The organism is Microbacterium sp. PRC9 (assembly GCF_031844125.1).
Lineage (GTDB): Bacteria > Actinomycetota > Actinomycetes > Actinomycetales > Microbacteriaceae > Microbacterium.
The window spans coordinates 345,882-370,379 of sequence record NZ_JAUZUR010000001.1; the positions used below are offsets into that span (position 1 = coordinate 345,882).

The 24,498-nt window shown below is 70.0% G+C and carries 21 protein-coding genes; 11 read left to right on the forward strand and 10 right to left on the reverse strand.

Annotated features, from left to right (window positions below; all coding sequences use genetic code 11):
• Positions 1-70: 70 nt before the first annotated feature.
• Positions 71-2,005 carry a PRD domain-containing protein gene (locus tag Q9R33_RS01445; protein ID WP_311292632.1) on the reverse strand — a complete coding sequence of 645 codons (1,935 nt, stop codon included), beginning with the start codon at positions 2,003-2,005 and terminating at the stop codon, positions 71-73.
• 269 nt (positions 2,006-2,274) lie between these two features.
• Here Q9R33_RS01445 and Q9R33_RS01450 point away from each other — a divergent pair, with 269 nt between their 5' ends.
• From Q9R33_RS01450 to Q9R33_RS01500, 11 genes are all read left to right on the forward strand, one after another.
• A complete protein-coding gene (locus tag Q9R33_RS01450) occupies positions 2,275-2,628 on the forward strand; it encodes a PTS sugar transporter subunit IIB (protein WP_056370611.1) in 354 nt (117 codons plus the stop codon).
• A gap of 42 nt (positions 2,629-2,670) precedes the next feature.
• Positions 2,671-2,949: an HPr family phosphocarrier protein gene (locus tag Q9R33_RS01455; protein ID WP_045300983.1), complete on the forward strand. Its 279-nt coding sequence runs from the start codon at positions 2,671-2,673 to the stop codon at positions 2,947-2,949.
• Positions 2,950-2,952: 3 nt separating this feature from the next.
• A complete protein-coding gene (gene ptsP, locus Q9R33_RS01460; RefSeq protein ID WP_311292633.1) occupies positions 2,953-4,608 on the forward strand; it encodes a phosphoenolpyruvate--protein phosphotransferase in 1,656 nt (551 codons plus the stop codon).
• Positions 4,609-4,653: 45 nt separating this feature from the next.
• Positions 4,654-6,210, forward strand: a complete 1,557-nt coding sequence (locus tag Q9R33_RS01465; protein ID WP_056370614.1) for a PTS mannitol transporter subunit IICB — start codon at positions 4,654-4,656, stop codon at positions 6,208-6,210.
• A 151-nt stretch (positions 6,211-6,361) separates the two neighbouring features.
• Positions 6,362-6,799 carry a PTS sugar transporter subunit IIA gene (locus tag Q9R33_RS01470; protein ID WP_311292634.1) on the forward strand — a complete coding sequence of 146 codons (438 nt, stop codon included), beginning with the start codon at positions 6,362-6,364 and terminating at the stop codon, positions 6,797-6,799.
• The gene (locus tag Q9R33_RS01475) at positions 6,799-7,950 is read left to right on the forward strand and encodes a mannitol-1-phosphate 5-dehydrogenase (RefSeq protein WP_310247813.1); all 1,152 of its coding nucleotides are present in this window, start codon (positions 6,799-6,801) and stop codon (positions 7,948-7,950) included. The genes Q9R33_RS01470 and Q9R33_RS01475 overlap by 1 nt, the downstream gene beginning before the upstream one ends.
• Positions 7,951-8,061: 111 nt before the next feature.
• Positions 8,062-8,868: an alpha/beta hydrolase gene (locus Q9R33_RS01480; protein WP_310247809.1), complete on the forward strand. Its 807-nt coding sequence runs from the start codon at positions 8,062-8,064 to the stop codon at positions 8,866-8,868.
• Positions 8,869-8,871: 3 nt separating this feature from the next.
• Complete coding sequence (locus tag Q9R33_RS01485; RefSeq protein WP_311292635.1) at positions 8,872-9,600, forward strand: TSUP family transporter; 729 nt, start codon at positions 8,872-8,874, stop codon at positions 9,598-9,600.
• Between the two features lie 113 nt (positions 9,601-9,713).
• A complete protein-coding gene (locus tag Q9R33_RS01490) occupies positions 9,714-11,093 on the forward strand; it encodes an NAD(P)/FAD-dependent oxidoreductase (protein ID WP_311292636.1) in 1,380 nt (459 codons plus the stop codon).
• The gene (locus tag Q9R33_RS01495) at positions 11,090-12,094 is read left to right on the forward strand and encodes a bile acid:sodium symporter family protein (protein WP_310247799.1); all 1,005 of its coding nucleotides are present in this window, start codon (positions 11,090-11,092) and stop codon (positions 12,092-12,094) included. Before Q9R33_RS01490 ends, Q9R33_RS01495 begins: the two co-directional genes overlap by 4 nt.
• The gene (locus Q9R33_RS01500; protein WP_311292637.1) at positions 12,091-13,047 is read left to right on the forward strand and encodes an SDR family oxidoreductase; all 957 of its coding nucleotides are present in this window, start codon (positions 12,091-12,093) and stop codon (positions 13,045-13,047) included. Before Q9R33_RS01495 ends, Q9R33_RS01500 begins: the two co-directional genes overlap by 4 nt.
• A gap of 246 nt (positions 13,048-13,293) precedes the next feature.
• Here the strand turns inward: Q9R33_RS01500 and Q9R33_RS01505 are convergent, their stop codons facing one another.
• The 9 genes from Q9R33_RS01505 to Q9R33_RS01545 all read right to left on the reverse strand — a co-directional run bounded on the left by Q9R33_RS01505 (position 13,294) and on the right by Q9R33_RS01545 (position 24,392).
• On the reverse strand, positions 13,294-14,226 hold the full coding sequence (locus tag Q9R33_RS01505; protein WP_311292638.1) for a DUF559 domain-containing protein: 933 nt from the start codon (positions 14,224-14,226) through the stop codon (positions 13,294-13,296).
• A 390-nt stretch (positions 14,227-14,616) separates the two neighbouring features.
• On the reverse strand, positions 14,617-15,732 hold the full coding sequence (locus tag Q9R33_RS01510; protein WP_310247792.1) for an adenosine deaminase: 1,116 nt from the start codon (positions 15,730-15,732) through the stop codon (positions 14,617-14,619).
• Between the two features lie 95 nt (positions 15,733-15,827).
• The gene (locus Q9R33_RS01515) at positions 15,828-17,129 is read right to left on the reverse strand and encodes a thymidine phosphorylase (RefSeq protein WP_311292639.1); all 1,302 of its coding nucleotides are present in this window, start codon (positions 17,127-17,129) and stop codon (positions 15,828-15,830) included.
• The gene (locus tag Q9R33_RS01520; protein ID WP_056370636.1) at positions 17,126-17,527 is read right to left on the reverse strand and encodes a cytidine deaminase; all 402 of its coding nucleotides are present in this window, start codon (positions 17,525-17,527) and stop codon (positions 17,126-17,128) included. The genes Q9R33_RS01515 and Q9R33_RS01520 overlap by 4 nt, the downstream gene beginning before the upstream one ends.
• A 96-nt stretch (positions 17,528-17,623) precedes the next feature.
• Entirely contained in the window at positions 17,624-18,904 is a 1,281-nt protein-coding gene (locus tag Q9R33_RS01525) for an ABC transporter permease (protein ID WP_056370638.1), read from the reverse strand.
• A complete protein-coding gene (locus Q9R33_RS01530) occupies positions 18,901-20,268 on the reverse strand; it encodes an ABC transporter permease (RefSeq protein WP_056370639.1) in 1,368 nt (455 codons plus the stop codon). The genes Q9R33_RS01525 and Q9R33_RS01530 overlap by 4 nt, the downstream gene beginning before the upstream one ends.
• Entirely contained in the window at positions 20,265-21,779 is a 1,515-nt protein-coding gene (locus tag Q9R33_RS01535) for an ABC transporter ATP-binding protein (RefSeq protein ID WP_311292640.1), read from the reverse strand. The genes Q9R33_RS01530 and Q9R33_RS01535 overlap by 4 nt, the downstream gene beginning before the upstream one ends.
• A gap of 112 nt (positions 21,780-21,891) precedes the next feature.
• Complete coding sequence (locus Q9R33_RS01540; protein WP_056370642.1) at positions 21,892-23,037, reverse strand: BMP family protein; 1,146 nt, start codon at positions 23,035-23,037, stop codon at positions 21,892-21,894.
• Between the two features lie 239 nt (positions 23,038-23,276).
• Positions 23,277-24,392 carry a mannose-1-phosphate guanylyltransferase gene (locus Q9R33_RS01545; RefSeq protein ID WP_056370643.1) on the reverse strand — a complete coding sequence of 372 codons (1,116 nt, stop codon included), beginning with the start codon at positions 24,390-24,392 and terminating at the stop codon, positions 23,277-23,279.
• Positions 24,393-24,498: the final 106 nt, after the last annotated feature.

Consider the following 24,498-nt stretch of genomic DNA (forward strand, 5'->3'; position numbering starts at 1 on the left):
CGCGCCCCAACGGACAATACGCGCCCCGAACCCGTCACAGACGACAGACGCCGGAGACGGATGCTGCGGCTCAGCCGTCGATGACGGCGACGAGCTCGTCGAGGAAGGCGTTGAAGTCGGTGCCCCGGCGGACGAGGCGCTGCACGCTGTCGCGCTCGCTGAACACCTCGACGAACTGCTCGAACACCGTCTGGAAGGCCTCACGGTCGGTCTCGGAGAACGCCACCAGCGCCACGACCTGCACGCGCCCGTCGCCCCACGGGATCGACGGGTCGGCGATGCCGATGGCGATGGCGGTGCGGGATGCCGTCATCTCGAGCGCGTGCGGCACCGCCAGCGCGTCGGTGAACGCGGTGGATGAGAGACGCTCGCGCTCGATGGTGCGCTCGACGTACTCGGCATCGATGACCCCGCGGGCCTGGAGCAGGGCGCCCAGCCCTCGGATCACGCCCTCTTCGCCGGCGGCCTCATCGAGGCCTCGGAGGAACGCGGACGGCTCGAAGTAGCGCTCCAGCTCCGCGCGCAGCCGCGCGAGGCGGCGCGAGCGGCGGATCCTCCCGGCCGCGGCCTGCACGCGTTCGACGTCGGCGTCGGTGAGGAACGGCTGGATGCGCACGATCCGGTCGTTCGTCGTGGGCGGGTCGATCGTCGTCAGGACGAGGGCGGTGTCGATCGAGGCCCAGTCGGGATCGACGCGGGTCTCGACGCCCACGACCTCGATCGCCTGCCCGAGCGAACGGTCGACGCTCGAGCGCAGCAGCTCGTGCAGGTCGTAGTAGCCGGGGCACACGATCGTCGCGGTGAGGAGCTGGTCCGCGCGGCGGCTGCGCTCGAGCCGGCCGCCGACATGCATCGCGATGTAGGCGATCTCGTCGTCGGGGAGCGGAATGCCGAGCCGCTGCTGCAGCCTGCTCGCGATGAACACCGCGACCTCGAAGATCATCGGGTACGTCGACTTCAGCGACCGTGTCAGCGGATTGCGCGACCACGCCTGCTCGCGCGCACGGTGCAGCAGGTTCTGCACGTGCAGCGCGAGCCGCGCCACGAAGTCGTCGTGCGCGATGTCGACGAGGAACTCGTCCGCGGCCGCCGTCACGACCTCGCGCACCACCGCCTCGATCTCGGGATCGAGGGAGGACGGCACGGTAACGGATGCGGCGTCCTCATGCCCGTCGGGCGCGACGACGCGTGTGAGCACCAGCGTCGCGAGGTGCTGCAGATCGGCGCTGCCGAGCCGCACGCCGAGGTGCCGCTCGGACAGCTCCGCGATGATCTCGGCGACCTGGCTCTGGGTCGGCCGCTCCCGCGAAGTGCCGCCGGCCGCGTCGAGCGGGCGGTCGCGCGACGTGCGGTCGGCGGCGATCGCGATGTGCATGACGACGTCGGCGATGCCGAACTCGTTGACGAACCAACCCAGTTCGCCGAGCCGCGCGACGAGCTCGGTCTTGAACGGGCCGAAGGCCTGTGCCCCGACCGATCCCTCGCCGAGCGTGCGGCGGAGGGCGGCGAGGTCGAAGCTTCCGGCGTCCATCTCGTCGTGGGCGAGCTTGCTCAGCAGGCGTCGCTGCGCGCCCTCGGTGCCGCGCAACCGGGCGCGGGACGCGGAGCGCTCGAGGGTGAGCTCGGTTCCGCCGAGCAGTCCGCGGACGCGGGCGAGGTCGGCGTCGAGGGTGGCCGGCGAGACGTGCAGCGCATCGGCGGTCTCGAAGACGTCGATGCCGTCGGGAGCGTCGAGGAGCGCCCGCACCAGCGTGTGCAGCCGGTCGCGCGGGGTGCCGGTGTCGCCGCCCGCCCGGAGCGCCGCCGCGGCATCGGATCCGGCGCGGTAGCCCTGCGGCCCGGATTCGACCGCGACGCCCGGCGCCACCCGCGCGTTCGCGGCGGTGACGTAGGAGCGGATGCTGCGGGGAGTCACGCCCAGCGCGTCGGCGAGAGCGGATGCCGTGACCCAATCGCCGTCGCGCAGGAGCAGTCCGAGCACACGATCTTGCCGGGCTCGGGTCACACGCCCAGTCAACCACGCGCAGTCGATGCCGAGGCGGTCTGCCGCGGCCCGGGGCTGCAGCATCCGGTGCCACCCGGTTCTGGGGCGCATGAGAGGCGTTCGGGGCGCACGGCGCGCGCCCCGAACGTTCGTGGCGCGCCCCAAACCCCGAGCGAGAACAGGGACGCCGACCGGGTGCCGCCACACGGCGTTTCCGCCCCTGCGGAAGAAGGAGTGGTTGTGCCGCTCCCAGCGTTCTCACAAGAATGGCCAGAAGAGGAGGCGGATCGATGAGGATCCTGGTGGTCTGCGGAGCGGGTGCCTCGAGCACCTTCGTCGCTCAGCGTGTGCGTCACGCGGCCCACGCAGAGGGACTCGACTATTCCGCCTTCGCCGGCACCGAGCAGTCGCTTCCGATCGATCTCGATGCCGCCGACGTCGTCCTCGTGGGTCCGCACCTGGTCCATGCGCTCGAGCGCATCGAACGGGATGCCGCCGCGCGAGGCACGACGGTGGTGCTGCTGCCGTCCGACATCTTCGGAGACCGGGACGGCACGCGGACACTCGCGCTGGTCCGCGCCGCGATCGGGAGCCCCGGGGGGCCGCTCCCGGCCGCGGATGCGGCGCCGCCACTGCAGGACTGAACAACACCGCGACGAACCAGGAACAGACAGAGAGGTCACGACATGCCACCCATCTCACGCACCGTCCGGATCGGATCGGCGCACGGTCTGCACGCGCGTCCGGCGAAGCTGTTCGCGCAGGCGGCGAAGGATGCCGGCATCCCGATCACGATCGCCAAAGACGCGGGGAGCCCCGTCAACGCGGCGAGCATCCTCGGCGTGATCGCGCTCGGGATCGAGCAGGGCGACTACGTGACCCTCACGGCAGACGGCGACGGGGCGGAGTCGACCCTCGACACGCTCGCGGAACTGCTCACCACCGACCACGACGCGGAGGCCTGAACCATGACTGAACTGCGGGGTGTGGGAATCGGACTGGGCGTCGCCCAGGGGCCCGTCGCGCGCATGGCGGAGCCGGCGCCGGCGCCGTCGGACGCGCCGAGCACGATCAGCGCCGACGAGGAGAAGGCGCGGGTGACGGATGCCGTCGCCGCCGTCGCGCGCGAGCTCGAGGCCCGTGGGGCGCAGGCCGGCGGAGCCGCGCAGGAGGTGCTCGAGGCGCAGGCCATGATGGCCGAGGACCCGACCCTCGCTGACGAGATCGGCACGCGGCTGGCGCAGGGCAAGACCGGCGAGTTCGCGGTGTACGACGCGTTCGCGTCGTTCCGCGATCAGCTCACGGCGATGGGCGGCTACCTCGGCGAGCGCGCCGCCGACCTCGACGACGTCGCACAGCGGGTGATCGCCCGCCTCCGCGGCGTACCGGCTCCGGGGGTGCCGGATCCGGGGCATCCGTTCGTCCTCGTCGCGAAGGATCTCGCGCCGGCCGACACGGCGCTCCTTGACCTCGACAAGGTGCTCGCGCTCGTGACGACCGAGGGCGGTCCGACCTCGCACACCGCGATCCTCGCGCGCGAGAAGTCCATCGTCGCGATCGTGGGCGCGACGTCGGCGACCGGTCTGCGCGAGGGCGAGACGGTGATCGTGGATGCCGCCGCCGGCGTCGTGACGACCGACCCCACCGCCGACGAGCTCGAACGGGCGCAGAACCGCGCGGACGCACGCGCGTCCGCGGCATCCGCCCCGATCACCGACGGCGCGCTCGCCGACGGCACCGCGGTGCCGCTGCTGGCGAACCTCGGCAACCCCGACGGCGCCGCCGACGCGGTCGCGCTGGGCGCCGAGGGCGTGGGCCTGTTCCGCACCGAGTTCCTGTTCCTGAGCTCCAACCAGGCGCCCACGGTCGAGCAGCAGCGCGAGGCGTACACGAAGCTCCTCGCGGCGTTCCCCGGCAAGAAGGTCGTCGTGCGAGTGCTCGACGCCGGTGCCGACAAGCCGCTCGCGTTCCTGAACGACGCACACGAGGAGAATCCGGCACTCGGGCTCCGAGGCATCCGTGCGCTCCGCGCCAGCGAGGACATCCTGCGCGAACAGCTCACCGCCCTCGCCGAAGCGGATGCCGCCACCGACGCCGACCTGTGGGTCATGGCCCCTATGGTCGCCACGGTCGAGGAGACGACCTACTTCACAGACCTCGCGCGCGACTACGGCATCAAGACCGCCGGCGTCATGGTGGAGGTGCCCTCGTCGGCGCTCCTCGCCGACCGCATCCTGGTGGACGCGGACTTCGCCTCCATCGGCACCAACGACCTCACGCAGTACACGCTCGCCGCAGACCGGCTCCTCGGATCGGTCGCGTCGTTCCAGGATCCGTGGCACCCTGCGGTGCTGCGCCTGATCCGCGAGGTCGGCGACGCCGGCCGCGCGAACGGCAAGCCGGTGGGCATCTGCGGTGAGGCGGCGGCAGATCCCCTGCTCGCCGTCGTGCTCGTGGGCCTCGGCGCCACGAGCCTGTCCATGGCACCCACAGCCCTCGCCGACGTGCGCGCCACCCTTCTCCAGCACACCATCGCCGAGGCACGCGACATCGCCACGGCCGCCCTCGCCGCGAACGACGCGGCATCCGCCCGGTCCGCCGCCCAGCAGGCGGCCGCCCGATAGGTCGCCCCGGCGGCCGGGACACCCATACACAAGGGAGACAGCAAAATGACAACGGCGTCAGTGCCCGCCACGGGCACCAGCAAGGCGCGAGTCGGAGTCCAGCGCTTCGGCACGTTCCTGTCCGGCATGATCATGCCGAACATCCCCGCGCTCATCGCGTGGGGCATCTTCACCGCGTTCTTCATCGCGGTCGGGTGGACCCCGGTGCCGGCGCTCGCGACGCTGGTGGGGCCCTTCATCCACTATCTGCTGCCGATCCTGATCGCGTACACGGGCGGCAGCATCATCTACGGTGTGCGCGGCGGAGTGGTGGCCTCGATCGGCACGTTCGGCGCGATCGCGGGGTCGGACTACCTGATCGCGCAGATCAACGCCGACCTGCCGGCCGACAACCAGCTCGGCCAGGTGCACATGTTCATCGGCGCGATGATCATGGCCCCGATCTGCGCCTACTCCATGCGATGGCTGGACAGCCTGTGGGAGGGCAAGATCAAGGCGGGCTTCGAGATGCTCGTGAACATGTTCTCGGCGGGCATCTGGGGCTTCGTCCTCGCGATCATCGGCTTCTACCCGATCGCGTGGGTCGTCAACGGCATCATGCAGGCGCTCAGCGCGGCCGTGGACTGGCTGGTCGGCTACAACCTGCTTCCCCTGACGAGCATCATCATCGAGCCGGCGAAGGTGTTCTTCCTCAACAACGCCATCAACCACGGCGTGCTGACGCCGCTCGGCATCCAGGAGTCCGCCGACACCGGTTCGTCGATCCTGTTCCTCCTCGAGGCCAACCCGGGCCCCGGTGTGGGTCTTCTGCTCGCGTTCACGTTCTTCGGCATCGGCGCCGCGCGCGCCTCCGCCCCGGGCGCCGCAGTGATCCAGTTCTTCGGCGGCATCCACGAGGTGTACTTCCCGTACGCGCTCATGAAGCCGATGCTGATCCTCGCGCTGATCGCGGGCGGCATGACCGGCGTCACGACGAACATGCTCCTCGGGGGCGCCCTGAGAGCACCCGCGGCACCAGGCAGCATCTTCGCGGTGGTCGCCCAAGTCGCGAACAACTCGTACGTCGCGGTCCTGCTCTCGGTGGTGCTGGCCGCCACCGTGACGTTCCTCATCTCGTGGGTCATCCTGCGCGCCTCGCGCAAGCGCGACCTCGAGGCGATGGCGGCGACCGACGACGCGTTCGGCGCGGCGATCACGCAGACCGCGGCGGCCAAGGGCAAGTCGTCGGCAGCACTGGACGGCCTGCGCAGCGGCGCTGCGACCAGCGCCGACGGCGGCATCGAGCCGGCCACCATGACCGAGCGCGAGATCAAGAACATCGTGTTCGCGTGCGACGCGGGCATGGGCTCGTCGGCCATGGGCGCGAGCGTCCTGCGCAACAAGATCAAGAAGGCGGGCATCGAGGACGTCACAGTCACCAACAAGGCGATCGCGGCCCTGGACGCGTCGGCGGATCTCGTGATCACGCAGAACCAGCTCACCGACCGGGCGCGGCAGAAGACGCCGAACTCGGTGCACGTGTCGGTCGACAACTTCATGAACTCGCCGCGCTACGACGAGGTCGTGGACCTCGTCCGCGCCCAGCACGAGGATGGTGCGTAGCTGAGACCGCGGTGGGGCCGGGCGGGCGAGAAGCCCCCGGCCCCACCGCCCTCGGCACGGCCGCGCCCCGCTGCTCCATACGGGCGGCGGGTCGCGGCATCCGTATCTCCTCCGACGACATCTGCAGACGAACGACGAGAAAGGCGAGAACATGGCACGCGAGGTCCTGAGCATCGGGCAGGTGCGCATCCACTCCGGGAGCGCGACACGCGACGAGGCGATGCGGGAGGCGGCCGACATCCTCCACTCGGCGGGCGCGGTCACCGGCGCCTACTACGACGCGATGCTCCAGCGCGAGCAGACCGTGTCGACGTACATGGGCAACGAGCTCGCGATCCCCCACGGCACCAATGAGACCAAGGGCGAGATCCTCGAATCGGCGCTGTCGGTCGTGCGCTACGACGGCGGCGTGGACTGGGACGGCAACCCGGTGACGTTCGTGGTCGGCATCGCGGGCAAGGGCGACGAGCACCTCGAGATCCTGTCGCAGATCGCGATCCTGTTCTCGGACGAGGACGAGGTCGAACGCCTCAAGACCGCCCAGACGCCGGAGGAGCTGTTCGGCCTGGTGTCGGCGGCGGGCGTGTGATGAAGGCCGTCCACTTCGGGGCCGGCAACATCGGGCGAGGGTTCGTCGGGCTGCTCCTGCACGAGGGCGGGTACGACCTCGTCTTCTCGGACGTCGCCGCCCCGCTGGTCGACGCGATCAACCACGTGTCCCGCTACACGGTGCACGAGGTGGGCGAGGGCGGTCGCGACACGGTGGTGACGGGCTTCACCGCCATCAACAGCGCGGAGCACCCCGACAAGGTGATCGATGAGATCGCCGGAGCCAACGTCGTCACGACGGCCGTGGGGCCGACGATCCTGAAGTTCGTCGCACCGCACATCGTCGCCGGGCTCGCGCTGCGGGACCCGTCGAGCCCCCCGCTGCAGATCATGGCGTGCGAGAACGCGATCAACGCCACCGACCTGCTGCGAGACCAGATCAAGGCCCTCGCCGGCGACGCATGGGACGCGCTCTCGTCGCGGGCCGTGTTCGCCAACACCGCCGTCGACCGCATCGTGCCGGCCCAGCCTGAGGGCGCGGGCGTCGACGTCACCGTCGAGCCGTTCTTCGAGTGGGCGATCGAGCGACCGCCGTTCGGCGACGACCCGCCTGACATCCCCGGCGCGCACTTCGTCGACGACCTCGCGCCGTACATCGAGCGAAAGCTGTTCACGGTCAACACCGGGCACGCGGCCACGGCCTACTTCGGCGCGCAGTCCGGGGTCGAGGGGATCGCCGGAGCACTGGCCGACCCGGCGATCGCGTCGCGGGTCGAGGCTGCGCTCGAAGAGACATCGGCGCTGCTGGAAGCGAAGCACGGGCTCGACGCGGCCTCGCTGGCGGACTACCGCGCGACGATCCTCGGCCGGTTCCGCAACAGGGCGCTCCCCGACACGGTGTGGCGCGTCGGACGTCAGCCGCTGCGCAAGCTCTCGCGCCACGAGAGGTTCGTGGGGCCGGCGGCGGAGGCCGCCGAGCGCGGGCTCGGCGTCGACGCCCTGGTCGCGGCGATGGGTGCGGCGCTCGCATTCGACGACCCCGAGGACGCCCAGTCGGTGGACCTGCAGCGGATGCTGCGGGAACAGGATGCCGCGTCCTTCACCGAGTCGGTCACGGGCCTCGAGCCGCAGCATCCACTCTTCCCGAAGGTCGAGGCGATCGTGGCGGCGCGGCAGGCGGAGCTCGGGTGACTTTCGGGGTTCGGGGCGCCGCGATCGTTCGGGGCGCGACGCGCGCGCCCCGAACGCGCGTCGTGCGCCCCGAACCAGCGATGATCGGCGGCGACCGCGTACGCTGAGTCGGTGACTCAGCCCGGCCCTGATCCCGAGACTTCGCCCGAAACCACTCCCGAGCCCACGGCCAAGCCCCGCCGGCGCGGGTTGCGGGTCCTGTGGTGGATCCTCGGCTCGATCGGGGCGCTCATTGTGCTCGCCGTGGTCGGCATCCTCATCTGGAGCCAGGTGGGGGTCATGGGCGCCGAGGCGGATCCGCTCGCGGAGGTCAAGGCCGACCCCGGCATCGAGATCACCGACACCGACGCGGGCATCGTGCTCTCCCCCACCGGCGAGTCCGCCGACGTGGGACTGGTGTACATCCCGGGGGCGAAGGTCGACCCGTGGGCGTACGCGTACAAGGTCTCGGGCCTCGTGGCCGAGGACGGCGTCACCGTCGTCATCACCAAGCCGTGGCTCAACCTCGCGTTCTTCGATGTCAGGCCGCTCTCGACGTTCACCGGTCTCGCGCCCGACGTCGACACCTGGCTGGTGGGCGGGCACTCGCTCGGCGGCGTGCGGGCGTGCCAGCTCGCGACGGATGCCGACGGCCTGGCCCTGTTCGGCTCCTACTGCTCGAACGACCTGTCGGAGTCGGGTCTGCCGGTGATCAGCGTCTCCGGCAGCGAGGACGGGCTCTCGACGCCGGAGAAGATCGCGGACGCCCGCCACCTGCTGCCCGAAGACGCCGAGATGCACGAGATCGAGGGCGCGAGCCACTCCTCGTTCGGCGACTACGGCCCGCAGGCCGGCGACAACACCCCGACGATCTCCGACGAGGACATGCGCGACCAGCTCACCGAGCTCGTCGGGGCCTTCGCGCTCGCGCAGAGCTGAGCTGTGGCTCTCACCCTGGTGCTCGCGGCGATCGCGGCCTTCGTCGCGGCGGTGATCCAGCGCATCACCGGACTCGGGTTCGTGCTCGTGCTCGTGGGGCCGATCGTTCTGCTCTACGGACCGGTCGAAGGGGTCACGATCGCCGTGCTGCTCGCCCTCGTGGCTGCGTGCACCGCGGTACCGTTCGTCTGGAAGCACGTCGAGTGGCGGCGCACCTGGTGGCTCATCTGGCCGGGCCTCATCGCCTCGCCGTTCGGCGTGCTGCTGGTGCACCTGCTGCCCGAGGCCGCCCTCCTGCTGCTGATCGCGGCGATGGCGTACTTCGCGCTCGTGGCGAGTCACATCCCCGCACTCTCGGCCTCACTGTCAGGTCGCACCGGCGCGATCGTCGCGGGGTCGGCCGCCGGCTTCATGAACGCCGCGAGCGGTCTCTCCGGCCCCGCACTGGCCGCGTACGCGGTCGGCGACAAGTGGCCGCAGCGCCGTTTCGCCGCCAGCGTGCAGGTGATCTTCCTGGCGTTCGGCATCGCGTCCGTGGCGCTGCGCGGGCTGCCGACCTCGCCGGTCGAAGACGTCGGCACCCTCGTGGTCGCGACGATCGCCGGCATCGCGATCGGCACGATCCTCTCGCGCAACGTGTCGCCGCGGATCGCCCGGGTGGCGATGCTCGCCATCGCGTGGGCCGGTGCGACAGTGGTGCTGGTGCGGGGCGTCCTGGCAGTCTTCGTGTGAGGCGACGCGGGATTTCGGTTAATTCCGACTAACGCTTAGGGTTGCTCTCGAAACTGGGGTCGGCACCGTCGCGCCGACGACACGACGACGTGTGGAGACGGAATGAAGGACGCATGAGCGCGCACCGCTATGCCATCATCGGCGCCGGGCCATCGGGCCTCTCCGCCGCTCGGGCGCTGCAGAAGGCCGGGATCGAGTTCGACGGCTTCGAGGCGTCGCGCGGGGTCGGTGGCCTCTGGGACATCGAGAACCCGCGCTCCACGATGTACGAGTCGGCGCACCTCATCTCGTCGCGCACCACGACCGAGTTCGCCGAGTTCCCGATGCGCACGAAGGCCGACTACCCGAGCCACCGCGAGCTCATCACGTACTTCCGCGACTTCGCCGATCACTTCGGGCTGACCGCCCGATTCCGCTTCGACACGAAGGTCACCTCGCTCACGCCCACGGACGACGGCGGGTGGATGCTGCGTGCCGAAGGCCCCTCGACAGCCTCAGCGACCGGCGGCGACGGCCAGGTCGAGCAGCGCTACGACGGGGTGATCCTCGCGAACGGCACGCTGGCCGAGCCGAACGTCCCCGCGTTCCGTGGCGAGTTCACAGGTGAGCTCCTCCACACCAGCGCCTACAAGTCCGCGACCCAGCTCACCGGCAAGCGGGTGCTCATCATCGGCGCCGGCAATTCCGGCTGCGACATCGCGGTCGACGCGGTGCACCACGCGGCCTCCGTCGACATGAGCGTGCGCCGCGGCTACTACTTCGTCCCGCGCTACCTGTTCGGCAAGCCCTCCGACACCCTCAACCAGGGCAAGCCGCTCCCGGCGCGCATCAAACAGTTCGTCGACACTCGGGTGCTCCGCGCCTTCACCGGCGACCCCGTGCGGTTCGGGTTCCCCCAGCCCGACTACAAGATCTACGAGTCGCACCCCATCGTCAACACGCTCATCCTCAACCACCTGGGGCAGGGCGACCTGCGGATCGTGCCCGACATCGACCGTTTCGACGGGCGCACGGTGCACTTCCGCGACGGCTCGTCGGCCGAGTACGACACGGTGCTGCTCGCCACCGGCTACAAGCTCGACTACCCGTTCGTCGACCGCGCCGCACTGGACTGGTCGGGCATGGCCCCGCGCCTCTTCCTCAACACCTTCACCCCGACGTTCAACGGGCTCTACGTGATGGGCATGATCGAGGCATCCGGAATCGGCTGGCAGGGCCGGTACGAGCAGGCCGAGCTCATCGCCGCCTACCTCGCGGCGCTCGAGCGCCACCCCGATCGCGCCGCGGCGTTCCGGACGCGCGTGACGGGCGAGCCGTGGCCGGATCTCACCGGCGGCTACAACTACCTCGGCCTCGAGCGCATGTCGTATTACGTCAACAAGGACGCGTACCGCGGCGCTGTCCGCACCGCCACGCAGGCGCTGAAGACGGATGCCGCCTCCCGCGGCCCGCGACGGGCGCGCGGTGCCGCCCGCCGGGAGGTGACGGCGTGAACCCCGACGACGTCGTGCTCAACTTCAATCCGGGCACGCTCGTGATCCTCAACGTCGTGCTCGGGCTGATCATGTTCGGCATCGCGCTGGACACGACGCTGGACGACTTCAAGGTCGTGGCGCGCAAGCCGAAGCCCTTCGTCATCGCGATCCTCGCGCAGCTCATCGTGCTGCCCGCGGTGACCTTCGCGCTGACCCTGGTCCTGCCGGTGACGCCGTCCATGGCGCTCGGCATGATCCTCGTCGCCTGCTGCCCTCCGGGCAACATCTCGCAGGTGCTCACGCATCGCTCCGGCGGCAATGTGGCCCTCTCGGTGTCGATGACCGCCGTCTCGAACATCATCTACATCTTCGTGCTGCCGCTGTCGATCGCGTTCTGGGGTTCGCTGCATCCGACCGCACGCACGCTGCTCGAGGCCGTGTCGCTCGACGCGTGGGCGATGCTCGGCGACATCCTTCTCATCATCGGTCTGCCGTTCGCCTTGGGTCTGTTCATCCGCCACCGCTTCCCCGCGTTCGCGAAGCGCGTGCAGCCGTTCGTCAAGTGGTTCTCGCTGCTCGCGCTCGTCGGCTTCATCGTCGCCGCGCTGGCGGGCAACTGGGCCTATTTCGTCGCATTCCTCGGCGTCATCATCCTCGTCGTCACGATCCACGACGCCGTCGCACTGGCGATCGGGTACAGCACCGCTGTCGTCGGCGGCCTCGGCACCCGCGAGCGCAAGGCGATGACGTTCGAGGTCGGCATCCGCAACGCGGGCCTCGGCCTCGGGCTGGTGTTCGCCTTCTTCGGCGGCCTCGGCGGCATGGCGATCGTCGCCGGCTGGTGGGGCATCTGGGACATCATCGCGGGGCTCATCGTCGCCGCCCTCTGGGCCCGGCACACGAAGAAGCGCACGGGGTCGGCCAAGGGCGACGCGTCGCGCCACGCGGTGCGGGCGACGGACGGCGCGACCGGGTCCGCGACGACGGGGTCGGCCGATCCCGCGGAGCCCGCCGCATGAGCATCCGCGTCCTCGTCACCGGTGGCGCCGGATTTCTCGGATCCCACGTGGCCGCTGCCCTCGCCTGCCGCCCCGATGTCGAGCTCGTCGTGGCCGGCGATCTGCGGCGGCCGCAGCATCCCGTCGACGGCGTCGTCTACGACGAGTGCGACGTCACCCGTCCCGACGGCCTCGTGCCGCTGCTGCGCCGCCACCGGATCGACGTCGTCGTGCACCTCGCCGCCATCGTCAACCCCGGCCGCGACCACGATCTCGAGTACCGGGTGGATGTGGACGGATCGCGGCACGTGCTCGAGGCGTGCGTCGAGGCCGGCGTGAAGCGGATCGTGGTGTCGTCGTCGGGCGCCGCCTACGGCTACCACCCCGACAACCCCGAGTGGCTGCGCGAGAGCGACCCCGTACGCGGCAACGACGAGTTCCCCTATTCGAAGCACAAGCGCCTCGTCGAGCAGCTGCTCGCCGGATACCGCGAGGCGCGCCCCGAGCTCGAGCAGGTCGTGTTCCGCATCGGCACGATCCTGGGCCCGACGGTGCAGAACCAGATCACGGCGCTCTGGGACGGGCCTGCCCTCCTGAAGGTGCGCGGCTCGGAGTCGCCCTTCGTCTTCGTGTGGGTCGACGACGTCGCCGCCGCGATGGCACGCGCCGCCACCGACGGCCCGCCCGGCATCTACAACGTCGCCGGCGACGGCCGCGTGACCGTGCCCGAGATCGCCCGGCGCCTCGGCAAGCCGGTCGTGACGGTGCCCGCCGCGGTGCTGGGCTTCGGCCTGCGGATGGGACGGATGCTGCGCCTCACCGTCCACGGCCCGGAACAGGTGCGCTTCCTCCGCTACCGCCCCGTTCTGGCGAATGCGAAGCTGAAGGACGACTTCGGCTTCACCCCGTCGAAGACCTCGGCCGAGGCCTTCGAGGCGTACCTGGCGTCACACCCCGGCGTGGCGCGCCGCTGACCGGCCTCCTGCGAAGTCCGGACTTCGCGGCGCGGGGGCGTCGCGCACCTGCGAAGTCCGGACGTCACCCCGTCGCCCGGAGACAACGGACACCCTGCGGTCCAGAAAGCACAGCAAACCAGCGTCCCGAACCTGCGAAGTCCGGACTTCACCCCGTCGCCCGGAGACAACGGACACCCTGCGGTCCAGAACGCACAGCAAACCAGCGTCCCGAACCTGCGAAGTCCGGACTCGGTGGCCCGTCGGTCAGGGACGCCAACCGGCACGGATGAGAGCGCGCCGCACGATATCCACCGCCACCATCGGGTCGGGTTCGAGGTGGTGGTTCAGGATTCGAACGAGATGCCACCCCTCGTCGCCGATCGCACGCCACCGATCGGCATCGCGAGCGAATTGGCCTACGTCCTCGGCGTGCTGGCGGCCGTCGTACTCCACGGCGACCCGGTATCGCAGGTACACCTGATCGAGCCGCGCGACGAAGGTCCCGGATGACGTGAAGAGCTCGTGGGCGAGGTCTGGTTCTGGGAGGCCGCCGTCGACCAGTCGGATCCGCAGTTCCGTCTCCTTGGCCGACTCCGCGCCGTCCCGGACGCGGTCGATCAAGCGCTCAAGGCGCGGACGGCGCATTCGTGCAGCCTCGCCCCGGAGCTCCTCCACGGTGACGAGTCGTCGCCGCCGCGCCACGAGGAAGTCTGCCGCAGCGATGAGGTCGATGTCGGAGAGTTGAGCCGATGCCTGCACCCACGCTCGCGCTGGAGTCTCGACCCGGAGGCCGCCCCGAACCGCAAACGCTGCCTCCCGGCGAGCCAGGCGATGCGACACCACCCCGCGTGTGCGGATGGGGTTGCGCGGTCGTATTCCGGAGACATGGATGGCCTGGTCCCAGTCGCGCGGAACGGGCGCGCCCCACAGCACGAGCGCAGAGCTGTGACTGAAGAAGTCGTCGGCCCCCATGCGGACGGCGAGCTGAGCACAGCGCTTCTTGTACGCGCGCAGCTCGATGCCGTTGCGGGGCCGCATCGCGGCGTCGGACTTCGCCTCCTGCTCCTTGAGCTGGCGCACCCCGTGGAACGGTCGCTCGAACCGCGGGCCGTCGAGGGTTCCACGGCCGATTCCGTCCTCGAGGGCTCTGGCAACCGTGAACGGCTGGCTTCCGATCGAAAGGCGCTTCCTCGTCACCAACCCATTTCACGCAGGGCCGGTTGCTGATTCTCGTCAGATGGCGAGTCCTGTGCACAACCCGAGCGACGGGCCCGCTGTGGAGGATTCTGTGCCGTCCGGACAACGCGGGAACGCGGCATCCGGAACCGGCGAAGTCCGGACCTCGCACAACGGGCCGTGTGCAATCTGGTCCGCGCCGTCCGGACAACGCATAAGCCAGGGGGCCGCATCCGGCGAAGTCCGGACTTCGCAGCGAATCGACCGCCGCGGCCGCACAGCATCTGGCACGCGTCGAGCGGGAAGGAGGGAGCGGATGCCGCGGGCCGAGCGGATGCCGCGGGCCGAGCGGATGCCGCGGGCCGAGCGGATGCCGCGGGCTGCGGCATCCGCTCCGGAACCGGTCAGGGGCTACGCGTCGAAGCCGTCGGCGATGAGGTCGATGAGCTCCTCGCGCTCCTCCACCGGGAGGAAGGCGCCGGCGGCGGCGTTGAGCTGGAAGGCCTCGAGGTCGTCGAGGCCGTACTCGAAGGTCTCGGCCAGCAGCGCGAGCTCGCGCGTCAGCGACGTGCGGCTCATGGTGCGGTTGTCGACGTTCACGGTGACCGCGAAGCCGAGCTGGTAGAGCAGGTCGAAGGGGTGGTCCTCCAGCGTCGTGCCCCAGCGCTCGATGGCACCTGTCTGCAGGTTCGACGACGGCGACAGCTCGAGCGGGATCTCGCGGTCGCGCACCCAGCGCGCCAGGTCGCCGAACTGGACGAGCACCTCTTCGCCGGCACGCGAGACGACCTCGAGGTCTTCGGCGAGGCGCACGCCGTGGCCGAGGCGCAGCGCGCGGCCGTCGATCAGCGCCGAACGGATCGAGTCCAGGCCGGCAGCCTCGCCCGCGTGCACGGTGGCCGGGAAGAACTCCGACGCCAGGTAGTCGAACGCCTCGCGCAGGCGCGACGGCGGGAACCCGTCCTCAGGACCCGCGATGTCGAACCCGACCGCGCCCCGGTTGCGCCAGTCCACGGCCAGCCGCGCGATCTCGAGCGAGCGGTCACTGTGGCGCATGGCCGAGATCAGCTGGCCGACACGGATGTCGTGGCCGCGGCTCTCGGCCGCGTCCTCGCCCTCCTCGATGCCCTCCTGCACCGCCGCGACGACCTCGTCGAGCGACAGCCCGCGGCCGAGGTGCTGCTCGGGTGCCCAGCGCACCTCGCCGTAGATGACGCCGTCGGCGGCGAGGTCCTCGACGAACTCGCGGGCGACGCGCGTGAGGCCCTCACGCGTCTGCATGACGCCGATCGTCAGGTCGAAGGTCTTGAGGTACTCGACGAGAGAGCCCGAGTCGCTCTTGTCTGCGAACCAGTCCGCGAGGTCGTCCGGGTCGGACTCGGGGACCTCGAACCCGATCGCGTCGGCCAGTTCGATGATCGTCGCGGGGCGCACGCCGCCGTCGAGGTGATCGTGCAGCGAGACCTTGGGGAGGCTCCGGAGCGACACTCCGTCGAGGATGGCGTCGCCGTGCTGGTCGATGGGCATTGAGATTCTCCTCGGGTGCGATCGCGAGTCAGGGGGTGCGGACGGATGCTGCGGTCCGGGCGGCCGCGTCGGGCCCGGCGCGGGACTGACTCAGCCTAGGCGGTGATGCGTTCCAGGACGAGAGGAGTGCGCTCGGGTGCGTCGGGGCCGATCTCCCACGCCCCGTCGAGGGCTTCGAGGGCGCGGTCGAACCGGGAGGCATCCTCGCCGAGAAGGGTGAACAGCGGCTGGCCGGCGGTCACCTGATCGCCGGGCTTCACGTGAAGATCGATGCCCGCCGCGTGCAGCACGGGGTCCTGCGCGCGTGCGCGTCCGGCTCCCAGGCGCCACGCGGCGATGCCGAACGGGAGCGCCTCCATGCCGGTGACGTAGCCGCCTTCGGTCGCGGTGACGGTGTGCGTCTCGTTCGGGGCGCGCAGCGCAGCATCCGGATCGCCGTCCTGCGCGATGATCATCGCGCGCCAGGCATCCATCGCGCGGCCGTCCTGCAGCGCCGCCTCGACATCGGCGTCCGGCTGGCCGGCGAGCGCGAGCATCTCGCGGGCGAGCGCCACCGTCAGCTCGACGACGTCGGCGGGGCCGCCGCCGGCGAGCACCTCGACCGACTCGCGCACCTCGTTGGCGTTGCCGATGGCGAGGCCGAGCGGGGTGTTCATGTCGGTGAGGAGCGCGGTCGTCGAGACGCCCGAGTCGGTGCCGAGGGCGACCATCGTGCGGGCGAGCTCGCGGGCCCGGTCGACGTCGCGCATGAAGGCGCCGGAGCCGAACTTCACATCGAGCACGAGCGCGTCGGTACCCTCCGCGATCTTCTTCGACATGATGCTCGACGCGATGAGCGGGATGGCTTCGACCGTGCCGGTGACGTCACGCAGCGCGTAGAGCTTCTTGTCGGCCGGCGCGAGACCGGAGCCGGCGGCGCAGATCACAGCGCCGACGTCGCGGAGCTGCGCGAACATCTCGTCGTTCGAGAGCGCCGCGCGCCACCCCGGGATCGACTCGAGCTTGTCGAGCGTGCCGCCGGTGTGGCCGAGTCCGCGGCCCGACAGCTGGGGCACCGCGACGCCGAAGCTGGCGACGAGCGGAGCCAGCGGCAGCGTGATCTTGTCGCCCACGCCGCCCGTCGAGTGCTTGTCGACCGTGGGCTTGCCGAGCCCCGAGAAGCTCATCCGCTCCCCCGAGGCGATCATCGCGTCGGTCATGACGCGGATCTCGTCGCGCGTCATGCCGTTGAGGAGGACGGCCATCGCGAACGAGGCCATCTGCGAGTCGGCGACGTACCCGCGGGTGTAGGCGTCGACCATCCAGCGCAGCGCCTGCTCCAGCACCGCACCGCCATCGCGCTTGGTGCGTATCACGTCGACCGCGTCGAACGGCTCGACGCCCGTCGGATCGCTCATCGGGTCGCCTCCTCGAGGTCGCGGGGTCCGAACGCGTCGGGCAGCACCTCGTCGATGGTGCGGATTCCCGACACCGTCTCGAGCAGCATGCCGGGGATCGCGAATTCGAACAGCAGCTGCCGGCAGCGGCCGCACGGCATGATCGTGTCGCCATGGCCGTTGACGCAGACGAATGCGACGAGGCTTCCGCCGCCCGAGTTCGCCAGCTCGCTGACGAGACCGCACTCGGCGCAGAGGGTGACGCCGTACGACGCGTTCTCGACGTTGCAGCCGGTGACGATGCGCCCGTCGGTCACGAGGGCGGCGGCGCCGACCTTGTAGCGAGAGTAGGGGGCGTAGGCCCGCCGCATCGCGTCGGTCGCCGCGGCGCGCAGCTCATCCCAGTCGATATCGGTCATGAGCGCGCTCCGTTCGCGTCGGGTGGGGTATCAGGAGGGTCGACGGATGCCGCGGCCCGGCATCCGTCGCCCTTCACACGCACGGCAGGCACCGCGTCATCCCTTGATGTATGGCTTGCCGGCGGCGGCGGGACCGCGGATCTGACCCGCGAAGCCGGCGACGGCGATGATCGTCACGAGGTACGGAAGCATCAGCATGAACTCGCTGGGGATCGGCGTCCGCAGCACGGTCAGGAGGTTCTGCAGGTTGGTCGCGAATCCGAACAGCAGCGCCGCGAGGGTCGCGCGGATCGGGTCCCAGCGGCCGAAGATGACCGCGGCGAGGGCGATGAAGCCGAGGCCCGCCGTCATCTCCTTGGTGAACTGGCCCACCGAGACGAGGGTGAAATACGCACCGCCGATGCCGGCGATCGCGCCGGCGAGCGAGACGTTCCAGAACCTGCTGGTGTTCACCTTGATGCCCACCGTGTCGGCCGCCTGCGGGTGCTCGCCGACCGCGCGGAGCCGCAGGCCCCAGCGGGTGCGGTAGAGGCCCCAGGCGACGAGCGCGACAGTGATGTACATGAGGTAGACGATGAACGTCTGGTTGAACAGCACGGGTCCGATGATCGGGATGTCGCTGAGCAGCGGGATCTCCCACCGCGTGAAGCGCACCGGGCGGTTGAGATCGGCCTCGTTCGGCACGAGCAGCGCGCCGTAGAGGAAGCCGGTCAGGCCGGTCACGAGGACGTTGAGCACGACGCCGACGATCACCTGGTCGACGAGGTACTTGATCGAGAACGCCGCCAGCACGAACGCCACGAGCACGCCGCCCACCATCGCGCCCACGAGCCCGACGAACGGGTTGTGGGTGATGCTCGCCAGAAGTGCGGCGCTGAACGCGCCGAACAGGAACTGACCCTCGATCGCGACATTGACGACGCCGACCCGCTCGCCGATGACGCCTCCGAGCGCACCGAAGATCAGCGGGACAGACAGCGACAGCGCGCCGAACAGGAGGCCCGTGACGGGCACGAGCCCACCGGCGGAGGCCCACACGAGAAACGCGAACACGGCGAGGAGGCTGAACACGATCGGCAGCCAGAGGCCGGTGCGGCGGTAGTTCGCCGAGTCCCAGAACGCCCAGAGCGTCAGGAGCACGAGGATGCCGATCAGGACCCAGCAGGTCACGGCGGTCGGGAAGCTCACGTTCGGCAGGCCGATCGACGAGCTCGGGTCGCTCAGCCGGAAGGTGCTGATGCCGTTGCGCGGGACGAACAGGAAGAGGAGCGCCAGCAGGGCCGTCGCGATCGCGAGGGTCACCGGCAGCTTCAGGTGGCGCACCTTCACGGTGGCCAGCTGGATCGTTCCGTCGGGAGCAGGAGCGAGCGCGGTCATGCGGACACCGCCTTCTTCGCAGCCTTGGCTCTCGCCTTGGCGGCCTTCTCGGCATCGGTCTTCGGCAGGAAGAAGATCGTGCGGATGAGCGGCGGCGCCGCGATGAACAGGACGATGAGCGACTGCACCACGAGCACGATGTCGACGGGGATGCCCTGCGAGGCCTGCATCGTGAACGAACCGGCCTTCAGCGCGCCGAACAGGATGCCGGCGGCGAACACGCCCCAGGCCCGGCTGCGGCCGAGGAGGGCGACGGTGATGGCGTCGAAGCCGATGCCCGCGTCGATGTAGCCGTCGAAGCCCGTGGTCACCGAGCCCTGGATCTGGTTCATGCCGGCCAGACCCGCGAGGCCACCGGCGAAGAGCATCGCGTAGATGTACATCCGCTGCACGGAGATGCCGGAGGCCCGCGCGGCGTGCGGGTTCTCGCCGACGGCGCGGAGCCGGAAGCCGAGGCTCGACCGCTCGACCAGCCACCACACGAAAACGGTGGCCGCGATGACGATCACGAAGCCCCAGTCGAGCAGGGGGAACCGGGGCCCGAGCAGGTCGGGGAACTGCGCGTTCGCCGGCGTCGCCGACGAGATCGGCTGGTCGCCCGCCGGGCGCTGCAGGATGCCGGGGGTGCGCACCATCCACGTCACGAGGTAGAACGCGACGTAGTTGAGCATGATGGTGAGGATGACCTCGTGGGCGCCGGTGCGCGCCTTCAGCACACCGACGATGCCACCCCAGATCGCACCGCCGGCGATACCCGCCGCCAGAGTGAGGGGCAGCTGGAGGAACATCGGCAGGTTCAGGTTGAAGGTGAACAGCGCCGCGGTCGCACACGCGATGAGGATCTGGCCACGGCCACCGATGTTGAACAGGCCCACGCGGAACGCGAGCGCCACACCGAGGCCTGCGGCGATCAGCGGGGCGGCGAAGCCGAGCGTGTTGGTGAGCGGCCGGATCTGCGTCGCGAAGTCATTCGCCCGGGGGTTGTAGATCGCCCCGCGGAAGAGCGCCTCGTAGCCGCCGTACACCGCATTCCAGACGGCGCCGAGCGTGTCGCCGGGTCGCGCGAAGAAGTAGCCGGACGCCGCCTGGACGTCCTCGTTCGTGATCGCCATCAGGATGCCGCCCACGACCATCGCCACGACGATCGCGAGCACGGTGGTCACCCAGTTGCTGCGCAGCAGCTCCTTGATGAAGACGTTCTGCCGCGGGGGCGGTGGCACCTCGCCGTCGACGGCACCGGGCGCGTCGGGGGTGGGGGCAGGGAGGTCCGGAGAACCCGTGAGGGGGCCCGACACGGACGGGAGCTGATCTGCCGGCAGCCCCTTGAGCGGGTCACCGCTCGCAGCGGGGTTCTGGTCGTTCACGCGACGGCCTCCTCGGGCTTCTCGCCGGCCATCATGAGGCCGAGAACGTCTCGGGGGGTGTCGCCGGGCACGATGCCGACGATCGCTCCGCGGTACATCACCACGATGCGGTCGGCGAGGGCCGCGACCTCGTCGAGCTCGGTGGAGACGACGACGACGGGGATGCCGGCATCCCGCGTCTCGACGATGCGTTTGTGGATGAACTCGATCGAGCCGACGTCGACGCCGCGCGTGGGCTGCGCCGCGACGAGCAGCTTCAGCTCGCGGCTCATCTCGCGGGCGATCACGACCTTCTGCTGGTTTCCGCCGGACAGCGTCCCGGCGGGGACGTCCGGGCCCTGCGTGCGGATGTCGTACTCGGTGATGCGCGCCTTGGCGAAGTCGTCGAGCACCCCGCGGCGGATCGTGCCGCCCGACATGAACGCCTTGTCGCCGGACCGGTCGAGGATGAGGTTCTCGGCCACGGTGAACGTGCCCACCAGGCCGTCCTCGGTGCGGTCCTCGGGCACGAACCCGACCCCCTCGTCGAGGATGCCGCGAACGCTCTTGCCCACGAGCTCGACACCGCCGAGCTCGATCGAGCCGCTCACACGCTCCCCGAGGCCCACCATGGCCTCGATGAGCTCGGTCTGGCCGTTGCCCTGGACGCCCGCGACCGCGAGGATCTCGCCCGGCCGGACGTCGAAGCTCACGTCGTCCACGACGACGGTGCCGTTCGCGGTGACGACACGGAGGTCTCGCACCTCGAGTCCGCCCTCGCCGCGCTGGGGCGGGTTCTTGTGGACGGTGAGCTCGACCGCGCGGCCGACCATGAGGGAGGCGAGTTCCGCGTTGGAGGCGGTCGGCGAGGCCTCGCCCACGACCTTGCCGAGCCGGATGACGGTGATGCGGTCGGCGACGGCGCGCACCTCGCGCAGCTTGTGGGTGATGAAGACGATCGAGGTGCCCTCATCACGCAGCTGCTTCATGATCGTCATGAGCTCGTCGGTCTCCTGCGGGGTCAGCACCGCGGTCGGCTCGTCGAACACGAGCACCTTCGCGTCGCGCGACAGGGCCTTGATGATCTCGACCCGCTGCTGCACGCCCACGGGGAGATCGCCGACGACGGCGTCGGGATCGACCTCGAACCCGAAGCGGTCGGCGACCGAGCGCACGTGCTGGCGGGCCTTGGCGAGGTCGAGGGCGCCGAGCGCCTTCGTGCTCTCGTGCCCGAGCATCACGTTCTCGGCGACGGTGAAGACCGGGATGAGCATGAAGTGCTGGTGCACCATGCCGATGCCCGAGTTCATCGCGTCGCCGGGACCGCGGAAGTGCTGGACGACGTCGTCCAGCAGGATCTCGCCCTCGTCGGCCTGGTAGAGGCCGTAGAGCACGTTCATGAGTGTGGATTTGCCGGCGCCGTTCTCGCCGAGAAGGGCATGGATCTCACCCGGCTGGACCACGAGATCGATGTGGTCGTTCGCGACGAGGGACCCGAAACGCTTCGTGATCCCACGGAGCTCGAGCTTCATATGTGCACCCTATATATGCTGTCGGCCGCGGCGCCATCCATGTGGTGGCGGCGGGGAAGAACGCGGCCGGGTGGAGTCGTCCACCCGGCCGCGTTCCGCTGTTCCTGCTGCCTTACGGCGAGCTGGGCGAGGTCACCTCGAGGTCGCCCGAGATGATCTGCTCCTGGAGGGCGGCGAGCTCATCGAGCAGGCCCTCCGGCAGCTGCGACTCGAACGAGCCGAAGCCCGACAGGCCCACGCCCTCGTTCTCGAGCGTGCCGATGTAGGTGGCCGGGTCGAAGTCGCCCGACGACGCCTCCATGGTCGCCTGGTAGACGGCCTCGTCGATGCGCTTCATGATCGAGACCAGCACCATGTCGGCGACCGAGGGGTCGGCCTTGGCGAGATCGGAGTCGACACCCAGCATGACCGTGCCGCTGCCGGCGTCGGTGATGGCGTCGCGCGCGCTCTGGTAGATCGGTCCGCCGACCGGGAGGATCACGTCGACGCCCTGGTCGAGGATGCCCTGCGCGGTCTGCTTGGCGGTGTCGTTGGCGGCGAAGCCACCGGTCATCGAGCCCTCCTGGGCGTCGACGTCCCAGCCGTAGGTCTCGACCGCGGCGCCCTTGTCTTCGTTGTACTTCTCGACGCCGTCGATGAAGCCGTCCATGAAGATGGTGACGGGCGGGATCGGGATGCCGCCGAAGGTGCCGACCTTGTTGACGCCGGCCTCCGCCGACCACGCGGCCGCGGCGTAGCCGCCGAGGTACGCGGCCTGGACGGTGTCGAACAGGAGCGGCTTGATGTTCGGCGCGTCGGTCTCGCCGTCGCCGGTCTCCTTGCCGTCGTCGCCGGTCGCGCCGCTGTTGTCGGCCCGGTCGTCGATGATGGCGTAGTTCACGTCGGGGTTCGCGAGCGCGGAGGCGACCGTGTCGGCCGACAGCTTGAAGCCGACCGCGATGATGAACGTGCAGCCCTCGGCGATGAGGTTCTCGAGGTTCGGGGCGTAGTCGTTCGCCGAGCTGGACTCGACCTCGATGGGCTCGACGCCGAGTTCCTCGGCGGCGCGGTCCATGCCTTCCTTCGCGGACTGGTTGAACGACTTGTCGTTGAAGCCGCCGTCGTCCGACACGAGGCAGGGGGTGAAGCCCTCGACGACGTTTCCGGCGTCTCCCGTGGATTCCGTCTCCTCAGGGGCGGAGCCGCAGCCGGCGAGGGCGATCAGCATGCCCGCGGCGACGGTGACGCCGACGAGCTTCTTGGTGCGTGAGATGGTCAACTCAGCCTCCACTACGTTCCCCCGCGTCCTTCACGGGGACTGCACAAAGTTACCCACTGTGACGGCGCGGTTGCATGCATCGTGAGGCGTCGTTCGCGAAAGGTTACAAAGACGCAATATCCCGCTCAGATGAGCAGAGGATCAGGGAAAACGGTCCCCACGCCCACTCCACGCATCGCTGGCGCGATCCGCGGAGCCTCCGGGCGCGTGGGCCCAGCCGCGGGCCGCAGCATCCGTTTTCACAGAACTTCGCCGCGCCCGCTGAGCTTGAGCGCGTCGACGACGCCCTTCACGCGCTGCGCGTGCTCGCTCGTGGTGACCAGGAGCGCGTCCTCGGTGTCGACCACGACGATGTCGCGGACACCGATGAGGCTGATGACCCGTCGGGTCTGGCTGACGACGATGCCGCTGGCCGCATCGGAGAGGATGCGGGCGTTCTCGCCGAGGATGGCGAGGTCGTTCTTGCGGCCGTGGGAGTTGAGCTTGGCGAGGCTCGCGAAGTCGCCCACGTCGTCCCAGTCGAAGTGCCCGGGGATGACGGCGAGGCGCCCCTTCGCGGCCGCGGGCTCGGCGACGGTGTAGTCGATCGCGATCTTCTTGAGCGTCGGCCAGACCCGGTCGACCACCGGCCCGCGCTCGTCGCGGTCGTCCCAGGCCTCAGCGAGGTCCATGAGGCCTGCGTAGAGGTGAGGCTCGTTCTCGGCGATCTCGCCGAGCAGCACGTCGGCGCGCGAGATGAACATGCCGGCGTTCCACAAGTAGTTGCGGTCGGCGAAGTACTCCTTCGCCGTCTCGAGGTCGGGCTTCTCGACGAAGCTCTCGACCAGCGCGGCCTCGGGGGCCCCCTCGACCTTCAGCGCGTCGCCCTTCTTGATGTAGCCGAACCCGACGGACGGCTCGGACGGCTGGATGCCGATCGTGCAGATGTAGCCCTCGCGCGCGGTGGAGACCGCCTGGTTCACCGCCCACTCGAACAGCTGCGGCACGCGGATGACGTGGTCGGCGGCGAACGAGCCGATGATCACGTCGGGCTCGCGACGCGAGAGGATCGCGGCGGCCAAGCCGATCGCGGCCGTGGAATCGCGGGGTTCCGACTCCAGGAAGACGTTCTTGTCGGGGATGTCGGGCAGCTCCTTCTCCACCGCCGCACGGTGTGCGCGCCCGGTCACGACGGCGATGCGGTCTGGTCCGGCGAGCGGCTCCAGCCGGTTCCACGTGTCGCCGAGGAGCGTGTGCCCCGAGCCGGTGAGATCGTGGAGGAACTTCGGCGCGTCGGCGCGCGACAGCGGCCACAGCCGGCTGCCGATGCCGCCGGCGGGGATCACGGCGTAGAAGTCGTCGATGGGTCCGGGCATGGCACCCAGGCTAGCCGGATCGGCGAAACAACCGCGGTTCTTGTCGCTCGCGAAGATCCCTCCGGATGGAGGGGCCGTAAGGGTCGCCTTCGTCGCCGGTCCCCGA

Coding starts and splice junctions, on each gene's coding strand:
- Q9R33_RS01520 (WP_056370636.1), bottom strand. CDS start 17,527: ATGACCGATATCGACTGGGATGAGCTGCGCGCCGCGGCGACCGACGCG.
- Q9R33_RS01515 (WP_311292639.1), bottom strand. CDS start 17,129: ATGAGCGATCCGACGGGCGTCGAGCCGTTCGACGCGGTCGACGTGATA.
- Q9R33_RS01470 (WP_311292634.1), top strand. CDS start 6,362: ATGGCACGCGAGGTCCTGAGCATCGGGCAGGTGCGCATCCACTCCGGG.
- Q9R33_RS01455 (WP_045300983.1), top strand. CDS start 2,671: ATGCCACCCATCTCACGCACCGTCCGGATCGGATCGGCGCACGGTCTG.
- Q9R33_RS01450 (WP_056370611.1), top strand. CDS start 2,275: ATGAGGATCCTGGTGGTCTGCGGAGCGGGTGCCTCGAGCACCTTCGTC.
- Q9R33_RS01510 (WP_310247792.1), bottom strand. CDS start 15,732: ATGCCCATCGACCAGCACGGCGACGCCATCCTCGACGGAGTGTCGCTC.
- Q9R33_RS01465 (WP_056370614.1), top strand. CDS start 4,654: ATGACAACGGCGTCAGTGCCCGCCACGGGCACCAGCAAGGCGCGAGTC.
- Q9R33_RS01500 (WP_311292637.1), top strand. CDS start 12,091: ATGAGCATCCGCGTCCTCGTCACCGGTGGCGCCGGATTTCTCGGATCC.
- Q9R33_RS01535 (WP_311292640.1), bottom strand. CDS start 21,779: ATGAAGCTCGAGCTCCGTGGGATCACGAAGCGTTTCGGGTCCCTCGTC.
- Q9R33_RS01490 (WP_311292636.1), top strand. CDS start 9,714: ATGAGCGCGCACCGCTATGCCATCATCGGCGCCGGGCCATCGGGCCTC.
- Q9R33_RS01545 (WP_056370643.1), bottom strand. CDS start 24,392: ATGCCCGGACCCATCGACGACTTCTACGCCGTGATCCCCGCCGGCGGC.
- Q9R33_RS01475 (WP_310247813.1), top strand. CDS start 6,799: ATGAAGGCCGTCCACTTCGGGGCCGGCAACATCGGGCGAGGGTTCGTC.
- Q9R33_RS01525 (WP_056370638.1), bottom strand. CDS start 18,904: ATGACCGCGCTCGCTCCTGCTCCCGACGGAACGATCCAGCTGGCCACC.
- ptsP (WP_311292633.1), top strand. CDS start 2,953: ATGACTGAACTGCGGGGTGTGGGAATCGGACTGGGCGTCGCCCAGGGG.